Raw genomic sequence first — 17,052 nt, 5'->3', positions numbered from 1 at the left:
GCTCGCATCCGATATCGCGTCTTCTCCCTTCCCCGTCGGGAGTGGCCGTTCGGGGCATCCGACCTATACCCGTCCATGCCGTACTCCCCGTATGGAGCACGTGGAGTACGTTTACACGTTCGGCATGGACGAAACGGAACTCGAAGGAAAGCTACGGGACGCGAACACGGGCGTCCTCTCGCTCGCGCGTGATTCCGACTCCTACGCCGTTCCCGTCTCGTTTCACTACGACGGCCGACGACTCCTCCTCAGGTTCGGCGTCGAGGAGGGTGGCGAAAAGATGTCGTTCCTAGAGGGGACGGGGACGGCAAGTTTCGTGGTCTACGAGGCGGCGGGCGACGAGTCGTGGAGCATCCTCGTGAGAGGACACCTCGAACCGGCGTCGGAATCGCTCGACGACGCCGCGATAAACGAGCGTTTCGTCCCGCTCCGGGTGTTTGGCGAGTCGATCTCGGACGTGGAACCGGAACTGTACGAACTCCGAATGGAGTCGGTGACGGGCCGGAAGACGTGACGAGCGACGGCGATGGCGGTGCAGTCGGTGTCCTTTTGCACGCGGAATTCGACACGAAATCTATGGCTCGAACGTACGACAAGTTGGTCCGCGACGCCATCCCCGAAATCATCGAGGAGAACGACGAAACGGCGGTAACACACACCGCAGACTCGGACGAGTACGAACGACGCCTCGCCGAGAAGTTGGACGAGGAAGTCGCCGAAGTCCACGAATCGGGTGACGTGATGGAATTAGCAGACGTGCTCGAAGTCGTGTACGCGCTGGCCGATCGCAAGGGCGTCTCCCGCGACGAACTGGAACGCCTTCGGGCCGAGAAAGCGACAGAGCGCGGCGGGTTCGAGGACGGTATCGTCCTCGAACGGGTGGAATAAAACGCCCTGCGTATGCAACCCCGGCGGGCATAATCGAAGCGTGCCAAGGTCCGCCCGTGTCACGAACGACCTACACGCTCCTCGTTCGGGAAAGCGAGAGCAGCGAGGGTATCATCGCGGAGGTTCGCGCCGACGGCACCATCGAGGAATCGACCCGTCTCTCGTACGGCGATTTCGGATTGACGGCCATCCGCGACGACTGGTCCCCGGATGAACGACGAACCGAAGTCGAGGCGGACGTGCGGACGGTTCGACTCCAAACGGAGCGGAACGGAGAGGGGTTTTCCGTCCGCGTGTTGGGCGACGGCGAAACCATCGCCGAACAGCGAATCACGGACGACGAGTGGCGTGTCGCTTCGGTGCGGTGAATCCTCAGAGGAACAGCGCCGGAACCGTCTTCGAGAAGATTTTCAGCGAGATGACGAGGAGGATGGTGACGACCAACCAGTTGAACTTGCGCTCGTCGATTTCGACGCGCCGGAGGTAAGTTCCGGCGAACAGGCCGACGAGGGTGACGACGGCGAGCGCCGAACCCAACCAAAGGTGATACGTCGTCATGACGCCGGTCGCCAACATCTGGACGATTTTCGCCGTGAACACCAGACCGAGAACCATCGAGAGGCCGCCGACGTAGCGTTCTTTGTCCCGCTCGAACGTGTGGAGGTAGGTCGGGAGGAGCGGTCCGAGGTTGGCCGCGCCGAGGAGGAAACCCTCCAAGAGACCGACGATGCCGAGGGCGACGGGGTTGTGCGTCCCTTCGACGGAGACGAACCCCTTGCCGAGTTGAAACAGGACGTAGCCGAACAGGACGACGCCGATAAGGAACGTCACTAACGCGCTGGTTTTGAACGCGGAGAAGAAGAACACCCCTGCGACGCTGCCGACCAGCGCGAGGCCGATGAGCGACCACTCGCGGCGAACGTAGGCTAGTCCCGTGTTCGTCTCTCCCACTTGGAAGACGTTTATCATCCACGGCGGGACGGCGAGGACGACGACGGCGATTTCGACGTTCATCACGGACGCCGCGAGCGGCGTGGCGATGAGCGCGAACCCGAACCCGACCATTCCCTTGACCATCGCGGCCAGCACGATGAGAGCGACGAAGAGCGCGAGGTCCGTCGTCGTCGCGTTCGTCTTCAGCCCGTTCGTCACGTTCTCCGCCCCGGGAAAGAGGCCGACTGCGGCGACGACCACCGCGACGGTCGCGAACGCCATCAGCAGTTCCCGGTATCGGAATCGCCGGAGGTTTCTGACGAACTCCTCGGGACGGACGGCCGACTCGCCGGACATCAGTGCCCTCCCCGAGGTGTTCGTGGTTTCGTTCGCATTACCGGCGGTTGTCGCCCCGCGTAGATAGGTGGAAGAAATCGGGAAACCGTCTCCGCCAGCGGTGACGTACCGATTCGGCGAGGACAGTCGCGGAGGCTTCGAAATCGTCGAAAACGAGGAAATGGCAGTTCGGTGTGCGTCGGAGGTACCGGCAGTCCTTGCGAACCGGTGGACCGTCAGATCGGTCTGACGCCGGCCCGTTCATCCGGTCTCACACCGACAACCGTATCGCGTGGTCGGTGATGGTCGCGATGAACTGTCGTCGCAACTCGTGCACCGACTGGTTGACGACGCCGCCCCATCCGAGTTCGTCGATGGTATCGGGGTTCGGGTCCGCGCCCACCTCGACGTACAGCGTCCCGTTTCGCACCTCCGTCACGTCTCCAAGCGGCGTTCCGTCGGCGGCGACGACGCGTTTTCCCACCTGTTCGTCCGAGAAGTCGGAGTCCGGGTCCATCGACCCGAATACGCCCTCGATGCCCAAACTCACTTCGGCCGTTCGAAATGGGAACACATACCTCCGCTCGCTGACGAGACTCACCAAATGTACGACGCGGTATTGTTCGACAACGACGGCGTCCTCGTGAAACCGCCGAAACTCGCGTTGCTCCGCGAAGCGGCGATTTCCGCCTTCGAGGAGTTCGGCGTGGATCCGGCGGACGAACATTTGAACGAGGTGATGCACAGCGCCACCCCCGACGGATTTCGGCGGGTGTGTGAGGCGTACGGGTTCGACCCGGAGACGTTCTGGAAGGCCCGCGACAGCGCCGCCTCGGAGAGCCAACTCCGGGAGATTCGAGCGGGACGGACGACGACGTACGAGGACATCGCGACGCTTTCGGAGTTCGACCGTCCGCTCGGACTCGTCAGTTCCAATCAGCAAGCCACGGTGGAGTTCATGCTCGACTACTTCGAACTCGGCCGTCACTTCGAAACGTACTACGGCAGGCCGCCGACCGTCGAGGGAATCCGCCGCAAGAAACCGAACCCGCACTTCCTCGAACTCGCGCTGGCCGACCTCGGGGTCGAGGACGCCCTGTTCGTCGGCGACAGCGAGAGCGACGTGGTCGCCGCGCACAACGCGGGCGTGGACTCCGCGTTCATCCGCCGACCGCACCGCACCGACTACGACCTGTCCGTTTCTCCGACGTACGAAATCGAGGGCTTGCCCGAGATTCTCGATATAATGAACTGAGTCGAGAGGACGTCAGTACCCCAGTCGCGCCAGCGTTCCGTCGAGTTCGGAGAGGTACCGCTCCCCGAAGTGGTAGACGTGCGAGAGCAGCGGATAGCACACGTAGGCGTCGCGGCGCGATTCGAACCCGGAATCGATGCCGCGTCGTTCGTCGTACCGATCGAAGAAGGCGTCGCCGACGGTCCCCGTCCAGTCCATGTACGCGAGTTCGATTTCCGCGTGGGCGTAGTAGGCCGCCGGGTCGAGGAAGGCGCGGAGTTCCCCGTCGGACGCGAGGAGGTTCGTCGTCCACACGTCGCCGTGAATCAGCGCGGGTGCCTCGGGTTCGACCAGCAACGAATCGAGGTCGGCGGCGAGCGCCTCGACCCGTTCGACCGTCGAATCGGGGAGTTCTCCGGCCTCGCTGGCGACTCCCGTCGCGTACGTCAACCGCTGGTCGCGGTAGAAGTCCACCCACGAATCCGTCCACGGGTTGGGCTGGTGAAGCGACCCGGTGAGCGTGTCGCACTCGAACCCGTAGGCCGGCGCGGTCACGTCGTGGAGGGCGGCGAGGTGGTCCGCGACGTCGCGTTCTATTTCGGGGGAGATTGCCGAATCGCCGTCCACGTGTTCGAGTACGAGGAGGTCGTCCGTCGCGTGAACGATCTCGGGAACCGGAAGGCCGCGGTCGGCGAGGTGGGTGAGCATGGTCGCTTCGATCGAGAGGGGCGTCTCGCTCGTCTTGGCCACGAGCGGCGCTCGGCCATCGAACTCGACTCGATAGACGGTGCCGATCTTACCGCCGTCGAGTTCGGAAACCGCCGTCGGCTGTTCGTCGACGACCGTCGAGAGGTGGGCCGCGATGTCGTCCATCGGTTCGGATACGGCCTACCGCGAGGTAAAACACCACTACTCCGTGCCGTCGCGGCCGACTAACTGGCGATACCTCGGTTAGTCCGAATCGGAAGTCGGTTTCTGCGTTTTCACCGTTCCGGAACTCGGTTTCGGTTTTGTCACCTAACCGGTCGCCGTGTCGGTGTTCACGGCGGTCGTGGTTCCCGCCGTGGTCGTGGTTTTCGCGGTGGCCGTCCGGTCGACCGTCGCGTTCGTATCGGGTTCGTTCGCGCTCGTCGCGTTGACGTTCGTTGTCGTCGTGACGGTCGCGCCGACGATCTCCCCCGAACGAACCGTCTCGCTGTCGGCAAATCGGCCGTTCGTGACGTGCGTGTTCGCCGCGGTCATCAGACAGAGCGCGGCGAGCGCGAGCACGACGAATCTGTGGTCGAATCCTCGTATCATCCGATTTTCTCCACGGGTTCCGTGTCGTCGGACGTCGACGCGTTCGGTTCGGTAGGCTCGCTTTTCCCCTCACTGGTTCCGTCCGAATCGCCGCCCAACGCCGCGCTCACGAGCGAGTACGCTTCCGTGACGACGAGGAGCAGACACGGAACGATGACCAGCGAGAGGAGACCCATCCGTGACCGGGCGAACAGAATGAGGTGGCCGATGTACGGTACGTGGAACCAGACGCGGCCGATAACGTCGTCGGCGGGAACGGGATTTGGATCGGGGTCCTCGTTCGCGTCCCCCTTCGTCTCGAAGAACACCCCGTCGTCGCGGTGAACCACGTTCACGACGCGGTGGGTCGTCCGGTCGGAAGGGACGACCCCATCGTGGAAGACGATGACGTCACCAGCCTCTATGTCCGCCGTCTCGACGGTTCGGGAGATGACGACGTCCCCGGCGTGTATCGTCGGACTCATGCTCCCCGACAGCACGACGTAGCTCCCGCTCGCGCCGACCATCTGCGGGAACACGACGACGGTCGTGAGGACGAGGGCGAAGGCGAGGACGACTCCCCCACCGATACGGGCGATTCGTCGCGGTTTCCGGGCGGTGGCGAACGCCCTCATATCGGTGGCTTCCCCTCCTGTCCGAGGTGGTGTCGCTCGTCGTGTCGTTTGTGTGCGACCGCGGAGGCGGAGAACAGCGCCACGACGACGAAGCCCCACGCGATGCCGGGGAGGAGGTTGAACGGGAACAGTTCGAGCAGCGCCGCCGTGAGAACCCCGACGGCGACGCCACAGAGTCCGAGGTAGTAACTGCTCCACGGGAGTCCGTCGTGGGGGACGATATCCAGATACACTTCCAACTTCGTCGCGTCGTCGGTGAGCCGTATCGTTCCGCCGTTCGCGTCGAACCGGACGATGGCAGCGTCGTCCATCTTCGGCAGATGGGCCTGTCGAAGCGCGGTGTAGACGCGCATCCGCTGTTCGTACGTGACCGCTTCCGGTGAAATCTCGTTCTCCCACGCCGCGAGCTGTTTCGAGAGTTCGTGCAGCGAGGTCGGTTCACCCCGTTGAAGGAGGTAGTGAACGACGTGTCGCCGTCGCCGACAGCTGAGTATCTCGAATGCGGTTTCCTGTGTGAGCGTGTCCGATTCCCCGTTTCGTTCGCGTTCGTTCGTCTCTCCGGGTCGGGCCGGTACGGAGGCAGCCGTGCTCATGTGCGGACCCAACCGTTTCGTTCTGTTCCGTCACTGGCCCCCCTACTCGTCGTTGTCATCTCTGTGTCCAATTGATAGCTTGAACTGTTGTAATATAATTATGAAGTTGCTATGGCATTTTTCATAACAGTCCAGTGAACGCCCGCGCGGTTCCAAGGCGCGCGAGACGGTTTCACCTCCTGTCGTATTTGATGAAATTCACGAGTAACAACGGATTGTATCCCGCATATACGCCGTATATGGGCGACGGAACTATCGACCCTGAATCTCCGAATCCCCACTATACACCGTATATGGGGGCGCTATACGGCGTCTATGAAACCACTATCGAGTATATATATACGGGGTGACAGGTGTTCGCTTCGGTTGCGTCTTCGACACGGCGACACGCCACGATCGGGGCGATTTCGGTGTCGAAGAACGGAGATTTACAATGTCAGACAAAACGTTCGACTTGACGCGACGAAAAGCACTCCTCGGCCTCGGCGGTATCGGCGCTGGCGCTGTACTCGGCGGCGCGGGTACGATGGCACTCCTGAACGACGACGAAGGAACCAGCGCGACGTTCACGGCTGGCAAACTCGACCTGAAGATCGGCTGGGAAGTGGACCACTACGGCAACGACGTCGAACCCAGAGTCGTCGAGGCCCAAGACACCGACAACACCGAACTCGGCATGGAACTCAGGGACGTCAAACCCGGCGACCAGGGATGGATTCGGTTCGAGATTCTGAACGTGAACAACCCCGCGTGGGTCTGGTTCCGCGGCCGTCTCAGCCACTCCGAGGAGAACGGCCAGAACGACCCGGAACTGGACGCAGAAGGGCAAGACACCAACGGATACGGTGAGATGGACGAGAACCTGGAGTTCCGTTCGTTCTACGACCAGAACGAGAACGCGACCGTCGGTGACGGGCCGGAGTCGGGTAACCTCTGGAACGACCGCTACATCCAGAAACCGCTCGACCTCAAAGGGACGCAGACGACGACGCCGCAGTACGGGTCCGTTCCCGTCCTCCTCGACGGCGTCCGCGACGGGGACTCCCCGGACGTGGTCGGTGGTGCGTACCCCGACGGCGAACCCATCGACCCGTTCGGGAACGGTACACCGCAGTACGTGACGGTTCGCTGGTCGCTCCCGAAGGACGTCGGCAACGAAATCCAGAGCGACAGCATTCGGGTCTGTTTCGACTTCTACGCGGAACAGTCGCGCCACAACCCCGAAGAGCGTTTCCGCGACCCCAACGACACGCCCGACGACAGATACCCGGAGACCCCGTGGGCGGACGAGTACGCATCGGGTGCCTTCGACTCGCTCGCCGACCAGGACGTGGTTTTGGGTCCGACGCTCGACAACGGGCAACCCGACAGTAGCGCGTAATCGTCCGTGCGACGGACACGCCATAACGACTATTTTGCCACTTTTCGGACGATACTAAAAGAGCGTTCCACCCACCCCTAGTTATTCAGGCAAGTAGGTGCTACTTAGTAGCATGGTTTACACGTGGCAGTACTACGACCTCGTGCTGGCCGGGATCCTCGCCAGTATGGTCCTCGGCGTCGGCGTCGGCTATCTGACGACGATTTCGCTGACGCTGTCCGTCATCGGTGCCGGGTTCGTTGCCGTCGCGATAATCGGCCATGGACTGTTCGTGAACGGCCCTGTCGACGAACCCGGCGACTTGACGGGGGAAGTCGAGGCGCTGAATTGAATCGAAAAGCGGTCTTGCGTCAGTAGACGGCGTCCCGAATGTCCTCGTCCAGGTCCTCGAACGTGTCCAAATGTACCTCCCGTTCGGTTCGCAGTCGTTCCAACTCGGATTCGTGGTCGGAGACGTTGTCGGCGACGTCGAACTCCTCGATATCGATGCCGGGGACCGAACTCGGAACCGTGAGACCCGTCGCCTCGTCGTCCGTCCATTCGACCGTCCCGCGGGCGATTTCGCGGAGGAGCGTCACCGACTCCGTGACGCCGATATCCTTGCCGCCGAGGTGGCCGGTGTTGAGGATGTAACATTCGACGCCCAAGTCGTCGATGAGGTCGCGGAAGCGGTTGCCTTCTTCGCCTTTCGACCCGACGATGAACGGGTTGGTCCCGACGACCCGGATGGACTCCCCGGCTTTCGACGGGTCGCCCGCGCTGGTTTCGATGGATTCGCCGAGCATGAACGCCACCGCGGCCTCCTCCGGGGAGAGCTTCGAAACCGGCGGCATCGTCGGGTTGCGCGTGATGAAGAACAGTTGATCCACCCCGTCGAGGTCGATGTCGTCGCTCGACGAAGCGAGTCGGTCGCGGCGAATGATGGCGCGTCCGTTGGAGGTGTGACGGTCGCTGTCGAAATCGACGGTACCGTCCCCGTCCACGTCCACGTTTTCGAGAACTGCCGATTCGTGGGTCACGGCGTCGTACATCGCCGGTTGCTCCTCGGCGTCCAGACCGATGGTCTTGACGTAGAGGCCGTTCCCTTCGCTGCCCGCGACGCTCCCGTCGGGGAGCAGCGCGCACACGTCGTCCTGTAGCATCGTCGCCGATTCGGGGTCGTCCAACCAGAGTCCGTGAGCCGTCAGCGTGGATTTGCCCGTCGCGGAGAGGCCGAGGAACACCTGTCCGACGTCCCGAAGCTCGTCGTTTTCGTCCCGAAGCGTGACCCGTTTGCTGCCGGCGTGCAGTCCGAGGCCACCCTTTTTCTTGGCGTGGAACATGAACAATCGGAGGAACGACTTCTTCGCCTCGCCGGTGTAGTCGCTGCCGAGGACGGCGGTCAGACCCTCCTCGGGGAGGATCCGGATGGCGATGTCGTCCCAGTCGGGAACCTGAATCGTGACGAAGTCCGGTTCGCCGGGTCCGTCGACCGGTTCGAAGAGGTTCGCCCACGCGAGCGCGATGCGACCGTACTTCTTCGGAACGTAGAGTCGGCATCGGTAGGAGTGGTCGTCGTGTCGGCCCATCATGCGGTCGACACAGAGCATCTCGTGTTCTCGGGCGTACGCCATCGCATCCTCGATGTGAGCGAAATCGTCCGCATCGAACTGTTCGTCCACCGCGTTCTTCGTCCTGTCCGAGTTGCGCGATCGTTCGCGACTGACGTACGACGCGGACCCGAACTCGGCCGTCGTCTCCAACTCACGCGAGAACTCGCGGAGTTGCTCCGAAGACGGGTTATAAAGAACGTTTTTCGCCGTTGTCGGGTTGGAGAGCGTAGATTGCAGGGATTGGACTGACTGCCCAGTGTCTGACATCGTGCTTGAACGGGCCATCCCGAGACGTATAATTATGCACGGTTTACAACCGTCTTAGTGGCCTCATAACGCCGATATCGGCGGAATTGTGATTTCGAACGCGAGTAAATAATCCTCGTTTCAGTGGGTGAACGATTGGCATGGATCCCCCGTCCAACACGCCGAATACGAGGTCCGTCCGTCCCGACGATGGGCGTGACAAACGGTATCGAAAGACACCTACCACTTAACCGTGTCCGTCACGTATTTCGCCTGTGAGTGAAGAATCAGGGCGTCGGAATCTCCGAATGCCAAACAAAGACGAGATGTTCGCGGTCGTCACCCAGCACAACGGTGGCAACCACGTACAGCTCCGATGCAACGACGGAAAGGAACGGATGGGCCGCATTCCCGGTCGCATGAAATACCGAACGTGGATCGAAGAGGGCGACATCGTCCTCATCGAGCCGTGGGACTGGCAGGACGAAAAGGCCAACATCGAGTGGCGTTACACGAATCAGGATGCGGATCAACTCCGCCGCGAAGGCCACATTCAATGACGCCTTCGGCGAACTGAAACGGATCTTCTCACCGTCGATTCCGGGAACACAGGGTTACGTAGCGGTCGCTTTCTCGTCCGCAGGGATGACGCCGGGGATTTAGCCGTACGGTGCGATCGTGGGAGATATGGGCAAGCTTCGCCCCGGAGAACTGGACGAGCGTCTCGACGACCCCGACGCGCCGTCCGTCCTCGATATCCGGCCACGGGAGGCGTATCAATCGAACCATATCGACGGTAGTCACAACCTCCCGGTGTACGACACCACCACCCTCACGGGCGGCATGAGCGCGTGGCGCGGCTATCGAGCCGGGTCTCTCGGCTATCGGCTCCGGTCGTTGCTCTGGCGACTGTTCTGAACGCTCTCGTGGAAAACTCGTTTTAGCGGGATCTCTCTACGGAGCTATCGCTCTCCGGGAGGGTGTCGAAAGAAACGAAAATGCGCCCTGTCGCCGTGTGGCGACGGTGCGAAACGTTCTATTTACTGCCGAACGACGTTCTTCGCGCGCGGGCCTTTGGGGGCCTGCTCGATGTCGAACTCGATCTCGGTACCTTCCGTAAGGTCCTCGCCGCCAACGTCTTCCATGTGGAAGAAAACGTCCTCGTCCGCGTCGTCAGTCTCTATGAAACCGTAGCCGCCTGTGTCGTTGAAGAAATCAACTTTACCGTTTGCCATTACAACTATACACAATCCCACGACACGGTTAAGGGTTCCGCATTCGTTTTCAAAAAATCAATTTTTTTAGACGGACACTCTATTACGAAACCGTATTTTGGTCACATGGATACGTATGCTGAGTTATTCGTGTCTTCGGTGACCGATTCGGCATAACGAACGCTGACTTCCGTGATATCCACAGATTCGTTGTCTCAGTGTGGTATGTCTTCTCAGCGCACCGCTCTCGTGGTACCTCGAATCGGCGCGTAAGTGCGGTGAAAACGGTTCGAAAGCCGTTACCGCATACGCCACGCGAGGACGGCCACCGACCCGAGGAGTGTGACACCTCCCGCAAACAGCCACCAATCGGGACCGTCGCTTCTCTGCCGTGGACCGCCGACGGGCGTCGTCTCGCTCGTTTCCGTCGCTTGGACCGTCGGTGTCGTGGTCGATGCGGCCGTGGTCGTCGCTTTCTGCGTTGTCCGGGTGGTCGTTCGAGTCGTCGTCGTGGCTTCATCGATTCCCGAGAAGGCCACGGTTCCGGCGGAGACGGCATCGACGGCGATGCCGTAGGTTCCGGACCCGCCGCGCGTCACGTCGAACGTGACCGTCACCGTCTCCCCCGCCGGAACGGTGACGATTCGTTCCGTCAGTTCCGTCCCGTTCGCGGTCACGGCGAGCGACTCGTTCGCCAGCCAGTCTCCGCGGTTCGTCACCGTCGCGGAAACGGTGACGGGCGTCCCGACGGCAGCGGACGGTTTCGAAAGGCTCGCGCCCGTCACCGAGAGGAGGTCGGCATCCCGGAGTCCGACGGCGAACACCGAGAGGCCGGGGGAGTCCGCTCGCACGACGTAAGAACCGTTCGTTTGGCCGATTACTTCGGTTGGAAGCGCGTTCCAGTGCCCGCCGTGATAGCGGTACACCACGGCGTCGGTGGCGTCCATGTCCGTTTCCTCGAAGCGGCGTGCATCGATTCGGAACGTGAGGTCCGCACCGTCGATGTCGGCATCGCGCATCGAGTGGTCGATTTCGACGAAGCCGACCGCGTGGCCGCTGAAATCGCTCGCCTCCCCGAGGCGGCCCACGGAGGCGTTGACGGTCAGGTCGTAGTTCATCGAGCGTTCAACAGTGAGGTTCAATCGGCTGACGTTCACGCCGCTCGAACCGGTATCGTTCTCGAATCCCACGCCGACCTGCTCGTTTGCATCGGCGTTTTCGACGGTGACGGCGGTCGTTTCGTTCGCCCCGGGCGTGACCGTGACGGAGAGTTCCGGTTCGGGCGCGGTGTCCGAGACGTCGGTGTCCGACCCGCCGTCGGAGTCTCCGCCGGAGTCGTCGCTTCCACTGCCACCGTCGCTCCCGCTTCCGCCATCACTGCCGCCGCTTCCACCGCTACCGTCATCGTCCCCACCGCCACTTCCACCCCCGCCACCGCTCGATTGTGACGTGTCGATGGTGACGCTCGCCACCTCTCCCGACGCCCCGTCCGTGCTCTCGTTGTCGAGTGCCTGGTCCAACGTCGCGATGTACGTCCCGTCCGTGCTTCCGTTGTAGGTCGCGGTGTAGGTCGTGCCGTTCGCGCTGAAATCGGCAAGCGTGAGCGTCGCGTTCTCCGCGCCGGAAATCGAGACGCTGGCGGCCGAGAGCGGTTCCGAACTGTCGAAACTGACGACCATCCGCCTGTCGGACGGGTTCGTGGCGACGAAGTCCGAGACGGTCGGCGGGCCGACGTGCAACGTCACGTCGTCCGTCTGCCCCGCCGCCCCCTCGTTGTCCGCGGCGTCCGCGAACTCGACGACCGTCACGTCGTACGTCCCGTCGGTGCTCCCGTTGTAGGTCGCGGTGTAGGTCGTGCCGTTCGCGCTGAAATCGGCGAGCGTGAGCGTCGCGTTCTCCGCACCGGAGATGCTGGTGTCGAGGGTCGAAAGCGATTCTGAGCTCTCGACGCGAACCCGGATTTCGCCGCCGCCCGGGTTCGCGGCCGTGACGTTCGAGACGGTCGGCGGGGTCGCGTCCACGGTAACGGACCCGGATTCGCCGCTCGCGCCATCGTTCCCGGCGGCGTCGAGGGCTTCCCCTAACGTCGCGGTGTACGTCCCATCGACGCTCCCGGTGTACGTGACGACGTACGACCCGCCGCTTTTCGACGGGTTGCTTCGGGTCAGCGTGGCCGTTTCGGCACCGGAGATGGCGACTTGGATGGACGAGAGCGATTCCGAACTGTCGAACTCAACGCGAACCTCTTGACGCGTCGGATTCGACACGGAGACGTCGGAGATCGTCGGCGGCGTCGTGTCGATGTCGAGGGAGTCCGTCTGACCCGCCGTGGCATCGTTGCCCGCCTCGTCCGACGCGTTGACGAGCGTCGCGGTGTAGTTCCCGTCGGATCCCACCCCATACGTTGCGGTGTAGGTCGTCCCGTTCCGCGAGAAGTCCGCCAACGTGGAATCAAAACTCTCCGCTCCCGAGACGGCGACCGTAACCGAGCCGAGGCGTTCGTCGCTGTCGAACGCGACCGTGAGGTTTCTGCCGTCCGGGTTGCGCAGGTCGAAGTTCGAAACCGTCGGAACGGCCGTATCGATGGAGACGTTCCCGAACTGCCCGGTCGAACCGTCGTTACCGGCGTCGTCCCCCGCGGCGCTCAGCGTCGCGGTGTAGTTCCCGTCGCTGCTCCCCGCGTACGTCGCCGCGTAGGTGTACGTGCCGTTTCCGTGGTCGGTCTCGACGAAATCCGGGATCGTCAGCGTCGTCGATTCGGTTCCCGAGATAGCGACGGCGATGGTCTGCAACCGTTCGTCGGTATCGAATGAGACGGCGACGTCCTGCCCGGCGGGGTTCGCCACGCTATAGTCGTCCACCGTCGGTGCCGTCGAGTCGATGGCGAACGTCGCGTCGCTCGCGTCGGTTGCGACGTTCCCGCTCGTGTCGGTCGCCCTGACGCGAACCAACGCGGACGCGGAATCGACGGCGGGAACCGTCCAGTCCTCGCTTCCGTCGTTCGGCGTATCGGAGTCGATGCTCGTCCAACTCCCGCCACCGTCGGTGCTGTACACGATGGATACTGTATCGACGCTCACGGAATCCGTCGCGGACCACTCGATGGTCGTCGTCTCCCCGCCGCGAAAGACCGTCCCGCTGTCGGGTGCCGAGACGGTCACCGCGGGTGCCGTTTCGTCGACCAGCACGGTCCTCGTCTCCCCGGTCGCGCCGTCGGTCCGTCCGTCGTCGGCCGCAACCAACTCGAACGTGTAGTTCCCGTCGGTTCCCCCGGTGTACGTCGCCGTGTATGTGTATCCGCCATCGCCATCCGGGGTGGCTGTGAAGTCCCCCGCTGTCAGCGTCGCGTTCTCCGCGCCCCCGACCGTAACCGTCACCGCGTCGAGTTCGTCGGTCGAATCGAAGGACACGTCCACGTCCATGCCCCCGGCCTTCGTCGCCTCGAATCCGCCCACGAACGGTGGCACGTCCACGTCGAATTCGAAATCGGTCGCTCCGCCGTTCCCGACCGTGTCGCTCGCAGAAACGTTTACCGTGACGGTACCGTTCGGAAGGGTCGGCACGCTCGTCCCCGTCGGGTCGACGGTGAGCGTCCCGCCGCTGAATGAGACGCCGTCGGTGGCGGTTCCGCCGCTGAACAGTTGTCCGCTCGTGTTTCGGAGCGTTACCTGGACGCTTCCCGCGTCCACACCGCTCGTCGCATCGGCGACGTCCACGTGAATCGCCGTCTGGTTGTTCGTCACCGTTCCGGTCGGACCGGCGTTTTCGAACGTCGGGGCCGCCGTATCGACGACGAACGAGAAGTCGGTCGCGTTCGCGTTGCCCGCCGTATCGTTCGCCGCGACGGTGAGGTTCACGTCGCCGTCGGCCAGCGTTAGTCCCGCCCCGCTTGGGTCGACGGTGAGCGTTCCACCGCTGTAGGACACGCCGCCGTGGGCCGTCCCGACGTCGGCGAGTTGGGTTCCGTTCGCGTCCGTTACCGTAACGCGAATCGACGCCGCATCGACGGTGCCCGTCACGTCCGCGATATCGACCGAGAGCACCGACTCGTCGTCCGTGACGGTCGTCGCGTCCGGCGTCGGATTCCCGAACGTCGGCGGAGTCGTGTCCACGGTTACGGTGTCGGACTGCCCCGTCGCTCCATCGTTCCCCGCCGCGTCGTTTGCCGCGTCCAGCGTGGCCGCGTAGGAACCGTCATCTCCACTCGAATACGTCGCGGTGTACCGGTACGGCCCGCCCCCGGACTCGGCGAACGAACTCAGCGTCGTCGTCCCCGTCGGCGTATCGAGGAAGATGGACGCCGAATCGAGGGATTCGCTGGCGTTGAACGACACCGCGACCGTTCCGCCGCCGGTGTGGGTCACGTCGAACCCGGTTATCGTCGGCGTCTCCGTATCGACCGAAACGGTCCGGTTCGCCGCCACCAATTCATTTCCGAGCGCGTCTTCCCCACCCGTCACCGCGACGTTCCCGGTCGTCGTTTCGTTGTCGTCCGCGACCGTGACCGTTCCCGTCCACGTCGTGGCGTCGTCGAAACTCCCGCTGACGGTGTACGTTCGATTGAGGTCCACGATTTTCACCGTCGGACTCGCGCTCCGATTCATGTCCTCGTCGAACGTGACCGTCACGGATTGTCCCGCTCCGGCGTCGGTATCGTTGATTTCCCCGTCGCCGACGGTTATCGACGACACGTTCGGTCGCTTCGTGTCCTTCGTCACCGCCGTCGTCGCGGAGTATCCCTCGGTGTTCGGGTACCCACCGTCGAGTGCCAACGCACTCACGGTGATCGCCCCGTCGTCCAACGAGGAGACGTCGAGGCCGGTAACGGTCGCGCTCTCCGTTCCGGGAGTGATGCTCAGGTTTTCGACCACCGTCGTCGTTCCGTCCGTTACTCTGACGCTCACCTCGTCGGCTTCGGAATCGGCGACGAGGTTCACGGTAACGTCGTAATCGTTCCGATTGCTCAGCGTAAGGTTCGCGGCGTCGGTCGAATCCGGTTTCGCCGGCCCCGTGGTGTCGACCTGAAACGTGTTCGACGTGTCGGCAGTCATAACGTTCCCGACCGTGTCCGCCGCGTTCGAAATCGAAATCGTCGCCGTCCCCTGTTCGTTGTCGTCGACGATGGTCACCGTCCCGGTCCACGTCGTCGCGTCGTCGAAACTCCCGCTGACGGCGTACGTCCGGTTGAGGTTCGTCACCTCCACTTTGGGTGTGCTCCCGTCGACGCTCTCGTTGAACTCGACGGTCACGGTCTGTGCGGTCCCGGCGTCGTAGGTCCCTATCGGCGCGTTCGTGATGCTGGCGTCGGTGACGGCCGGACGGCCAGTGTCCTTCGTCACGGTCACCAGTCCCGAAGCGCCGTTCGAGTTGCCGCCGTAGTCGGTGAACGTCGCGTCGACCGAGACGCTCCCCTCGGAGAGGCCGGTGACGTCGATGCCGCCGAACGCGACCACGTCACCGCTCGAATCGGCGTCGGATTCGTTCGCGACGTCCGTACTGGTCGTTATCGCACCTCCGTCGAGCGACAGCCGAAGCGTCCCCGCTTCGTGGTCGTCGGGGAGCGTCACCGAAACGTCGTAATCGCCCTGATTGCTCGCGTTGATGGCGGACGCGGACGCGCCGGTCGGGGCGTTCGGTCCCACCGTATCCCGAAGCGGTTCCGCCGCCGTTCCCGCGGCGTTTCCGTACCCGTCGTACACGCCTCCCGCATTCGCGGCGATGGTGTCGTTTCCGAGGTCGGTCGCCGAAACGGCGGCGTCGAACGTCACCGTCGCCGTGTTCGTCCCCGCCGTGTGACTCACGGAACTGATGCCCATCGCACCGCCCCCGTTGCCGTCGCTGAACTGGAAATCCCCGGTGGAAAGGGCGTTACCGGAGCCATCGACGACGCTTTCGTTGAACGTGAGCACCGCCGTATCGCTTCCGACCGCCGTCTCGACGCCCTGCAATTCGGGTGGAACGGTATCGACCGTCACCGAGTCGCTCAGTTCCGCCGCGGACTGATTGCTCGCAGCATCGTTGCCGACGGTGTCGTTCGCCAGCGTGATTTCCGCCGTGTAGTTCCCGTCGCTGCTTCCCGCGTAGGATGCGGTGTATCTGTAGCTTCCGTTGTCGCTCGTTTCGGTGAAGTTGGTCTTGTTGAACGTGTCCGGTTCCGGCCCGGTGAGCGAGACGTTCGTGCCGTTCACCTGCTCGTTCGTCGTGAAGGAGAATTGCAGTGTTCGTCCCGACGGGTTCGTGAGGTTCACGTCGGTAACCCACGGAGAACTGGCGTCGATGGATATCTGCGCCGATGTTCCGTTCGTCAAGTCGTCGCCGGCATCGAGCGTTCCGTCTGCAAACGTCGTGCCGTCGACGGCGTACACTTGGTATGTCCCGTCTAGACCGACGGTCTTCCCCCCGGGAAACGTTTTGTCGAACGACGCCGTTCCCACCGAGATGTTCATGTACTGTTCGCCCGCGGTGTACGCCCCGTTACCGTCTTCGTCGATGACTACGTACAAGTAGTCGCTACTGGTTTCGTGAAAACCGAAGTAGTCGAACGAATTGCCCGGAGCAATTTCCGTATCCTCCGAAGTTATTGCAAAGCTGGTTACGGCCGCTTTGCCCGTCTCCGAGAACGGAACGACGCCGATAACGACCGACAGCAGCAATACCGTTACCAGAAGGACCGCACGAGTACGGCCGTGATTTCGTGTCATGATTGTGAATGGGGCTGTGTG

17 protein-coding genes are annotated in these 17,052 nt (G+C 62.8%); 8 read left to right on the top strand and 9 right to left on the bottom strand.

Annotation, left to right across the window (positions count from 1 at the left end):
• Nucleotides 1-91: 91 nt before the first annotated feature.
• The 3 genes from LJF34_RS11550 to LJF34_RS11540 all read left to right on the top strand — a co-directional run bounded on the left by LJF34_RS11550 (nt 92) and on the right by LJF34_RS11540 (nt 1,256).
• Nucleotides 92-514 carry a pyridoxamine 5'-phosphate oxidase family protein gene (locus LJF34_RS11550; protein ID WP_231185165.1) on the top strand — a complete coding sequence of 141 codons (423 nt, stop codon included), beginning with the start codon at nt 92-94 and terminating at the stop codon, nt 512-514.
• Nucleotides 515-576: 62 nt separating this feature from the next.
• The gene (locus LJF34_RS11545) at nt 577-888 is read left to right on the top strand and encodes a nucleoside triphosphate pyrophosphohydrolase (protein ID WP_231185164.1); all 312 of its coding nucleotides are present in this window, start codon (nt 577-579) and stop codon (nt 886-888) included.
• Nucleotides 889-944: 56 nt separating this feature from the next.
• Nucleotides 945-1,256, top strand: a complete 312-nt coding sequence (locus LJF34_RS11540) for a hypothetical protein (protein WP_231185163.1) — start codon at nt 945-947, stop codon at nt 1,254-1,256.
• 4 nt (nt 1,257-1,260) lie between these two features.
• On the opposite strand, the gene LJF34_RS11535 is transcribed toward LJF34_RS11540, so the two are convergent.
• On the bottom strand, nt 1,261-2,178 hold the full coding sequence (locus LJF34_RS11535; protein ID WP_231185162.1) for a sulfite exporter TauE/SafE family protein: 918 nt from the start codon (nt 2,176-2,178) through the stop codon (nt 1,261-1,263).
• A 250-nt stretch (nt 2,179-2,428) separates the two neighbouring features.
• Nucleotides 2,429-2,731: a hypothetical protein gene (locus LJF34_RS11530; protein ID WP_231185161.1), complete on the bottom strand. Its 303-nt coding sequence runs from the start codon at nt 2,729-2,731 to the stop codon at nt 2,429-2,431.
• 30 nt (nt 2,732-2,761) lie between these two features.
• Here LJF34_RS11530 and LJF34_RS11525 point away from each other — a divergent pair, with 30 nt between their 5' ends.
• Nucleotides 2,762-3,412 carry an HAD family hydrolase gene (locus LJF34_RS11525; RefSeq protein ID WP_231185160.1) on the top strand — a complete coding sequence of 217 codons (651 nt, stop codon included), beginning with the start codon at nt 2,762-2,764 and terminating at the stop codon, nt 3,410-3,412.
• 12 nt (nt 3,413-3,424) lie between these two features.
• Here LJF34_RS11525 and LJF34_RS11520 read toward each other — a convergent pair whose 3' ends face one another.
• The 4 genes from LJF34_RS11520 to LJF34_RS11505 form a co-directional block, all read right to left on the bottom strand.
• Entirely contained in the window at nt 3,425-4,264 is an 840-nt protein-coding gene (locus tag LJF34_RS11520) for a fructosamine kinase family protein (protein ID WP_231185159.1), read from the bottom strand.
• Between the two features lie 144 nt (nt 4,265-4,408).
• Nucleotides 4,409-4,690 (bottom strand): hypothetical protein, encoded by a 282-nt coding sequence (locus LJF34_RS11515; RefSeq protein ID WP_231185158.1) that lies wholly within the window; start codon nt 4,688-4,690, stop codon nt 4,409-4,411.
• Nucleotides 4,687-5,304: a signal peptidase I gene (locus LJF34_RS11510; protein ID WP_231185157.1), complete on the bottom strand. Its 618-nt coding sequence runs from the start codon at nt 5,302-5,304 to the stop codon at nt 4,687-4,689. The genes LJF34_RS11515 and LJF34_RS11510 overlap by 4 nt, the downstream gene beginning before the upstream one ends.
• Nucleotides 5,301-5,897, bottom strand: a complete 597-nt coding sequence (locus LJF34_RS11505; RefSeq protein ID WP_231185156.1) for a hypothetical protein — start codon at nt 5,895-5,897, stop codon at nt 5,301-5,303. The genes LJF34_RS11510 and LJF34_RS11505 overlap by 4 nt, the downstream gene beginning before the upstream one ends.
• Nucleotides 5,898-6,330: 433 nt before the next feature.
• On the opposite strand from LJF34_RS11505, the gene LJF34_RS11500 reads away from it, so the two are divergent.
• Together LJF34_RS11500 and LJF34_RS11495 are read left to right on the top strand one after the other, a co-directional pair.
• On the top strand, nt 6,331-7,278 hold the full coding sequence (locus LJF34_RS11500) for a SipW-dependent-type signal peptide-containing protein (RefSeq protein ID WP_231185155.1): 948 nt from the start codon (nt 6,331-6,333) through the stop codon (nt 7,276-7,278).
• A 112-nt stretch (nt 7,279-7,390) separates the two neighbouring features.
• Nucleotides 7,391-7,609 carry a hypothetical protein gene (locus LJF34_RS11495; RefSeq protein ID WP_231185154.1) on the top strand — a complete coding sequence of 73 codons (219 nt, stop codon included), beginning with the start codon at nt 7,391-7,393 and terminating at the stop codon, nt 7,607-7,609.
• A 19-nt stretch (nt 7,610-7,628) separates the two neighbouring features.
• Here the strand turns inward: LJF34_RS11495 and LJF34_RS11490 are convergent, their stop codons facing one another.
• Nucleotides 7,629-9,137 (bottom strand): phosphoenolpyruvate carboxykinase (ATP), encoded by a 1,509-nt coding sequence (locus LJF34_RS11490; protein ID WP_231185153.1) that lies wholly within the window; start codon nt 9,135-9,137, stop codon nt 7,629-7,631.
• Nucleotides 9,138-9,391: 254 nt separating this feature from the next.
• Between LJF34_RS11490 and eif1A the strand changes: the two genes are divergently transcribed.
• Nucleotides 9,392-9,676 (top strand): translation initiation factor eIF-1A, encoded by a 285-nt coding sequence (gene eif1A / locus LJF34_RS11485; RefSeq protein WP_342765871.1) that lies wholly within the window; start codon nt 9,392-9,394, stop codon nt 9,674-9,676.
• Between the two features lie 127 nt (nt 9,677-9,803).
• Complete coding sequence (locus tag LJF34_RS11480; protein ID WP_231185151.1) at nt 9,804-10,034, top strand: rhodanese-like domain-containing protein; 231 nt, start codon at nt 9,804-9,806, stop codon at nt 10,032-10,034.
• A 122-nt stretch (nt 10,035-10,156) separates the two neighbouring features.
• Here the strand turns inward: LJF34_RS11480 and LJF34_RS11475 are convergent, their stop codons facing one another.
• Nucleotides 10,157-10,351 carry a cold shock domain-containing protein gene (locus tag LJF34_RS11475; RefSeq protein WP_007977946.1) on the bottom strand — a complete coding sequence of 65 codons (195 nt, stop codon included), beginning with the start codon at nt 10,349-10,351 and terminating at the stop codon, nt 10,157-10,159.
• Between the two features lie 278 nt (nt 10,352-10,629).
• Nucleotides 10,630-17,031, bottom strand: coding sequence for a PGF-pre-PGF domain-containing protein (locus LJF34_RS11470; RefSeq protein ID WP_231185150.1), 6,402 nt, complete (start codon nt 17,029-17,031; stop codon nt 10,630-10,632).
• Nucleotides 17,032-17,052: the final 21 nt, after the last annotated feature.

It is taken from the genome of Haladaptatus sp. DYF46 (assembly GCF_021083305.1).
Classification (GTDB): domain Archaea; phylum Halobacteriota; class Halobacteria; order Halobacteriales; family Haladaptataceae; genus Haladaptatus.
Note: the sequence above shows the minus strand (reverse complement) of the source record. Positions and strands in the feature narration are given on the sequence as shown.

Bases quoted from the DNA above. Each gene is read 5' to 3' on its own strand.
- LJF34_RS11550 (WP_231185165.1), top strand. From the start codon at position 92: ATGGAGCACGTGGAGTACGTTTACACGTTCGGCATGGACGAAACGGAA.
- LJF34_RS11545 (WP_231185164.1), top strand. From the start codon at position 577: ATGGCTCGAACGTACGACAAGTTGGTCCGCGACGCCATCCCCGAAATC.
- LJF34_RS11535 (WP_231185162.1), bottom strand. From the start codon at position 2,178: ATGTCCGGCGAGTCGGCCGTCCGTCCCGAGGAGTTCGTCAGAAACCTC.
- LJF34_RS11525 (WP_231185160.1), top strand. From the start codon at position 2,762: ATGTACGACGCGGTATTGTTCGACAACGACGGCGTCCTCGTGAAACCG.
- LJF34_RS11520 (WP_231185159.1), bottom strand. From the start codon at position 4,264: ATGGACGACATCGCGGCCCACCTCTCGACGGTCGTCGACGAACAGCCG.
- LJF34_RS11515 (WP_231185158.1), bottom strand. From the start codon at position 4,690: ATGATACGAGGATTCGACCACAGATTCGTCGTGCTCGCGCTCGCCGCG.
- LJF34_RS11510 (WP_231185157.1), bottom strand. From the start codon at position 5,304: ATGAGGGCGTTCGCCACCGCCCGGAAACCGCGACGAATCGCCCGTATC.
- LJF34_RS11505 (WP_231185156.1), bottom strand. From the start codon at position 5,897: ATGAGCACGGCTGCCTCCGTACCGGCCCGACCCGGAGAGACGAACGAA.
- LJF34_RS11500 (WP_231185155.1), top strand. From the start codon at position 6,331: ATGTCAGACAAAACGTTCGACTTGACGCGACGAAAAGCACTCCTCGGC.
- LJF34_RS11495 (WP_231185154.1), top strand. From the start codon at position 7,391: ATGGTTTACACGTGGCAGTACTACGACCTCGTGCTGGCCGGGATCCTC.
- LJF34_RS11490 (WP_231185153.1), bottom strand. From the start codon at position 9,137: ATGTCAGACACTGGGCAGTCAGTCCAATCCCTGCAATCTACGCTCTCC.
- LJF34_RS11480 (WP_231185151.1), top strand. From the start codon at position 9,804: ATGGGCAAGCTTCGCCCCGGAGAACTGGACGAGCGTCTCGACGACCCC.
- LJF34_RS11475 (WP_007977946.1), bottom strand. From the start codon at position 10,351: ATGGCAAACGGTAAAGTTGATTTCTTCAACGACACAGGCGGCTACGGT.
- LJF34_RS11470 (WP_231185150.1), bottom strand. From the start codon at position 17,031: ATGACACGAAATCACGGCCGTACTCGTGCGGTCCTTCTGGTAACGGTA.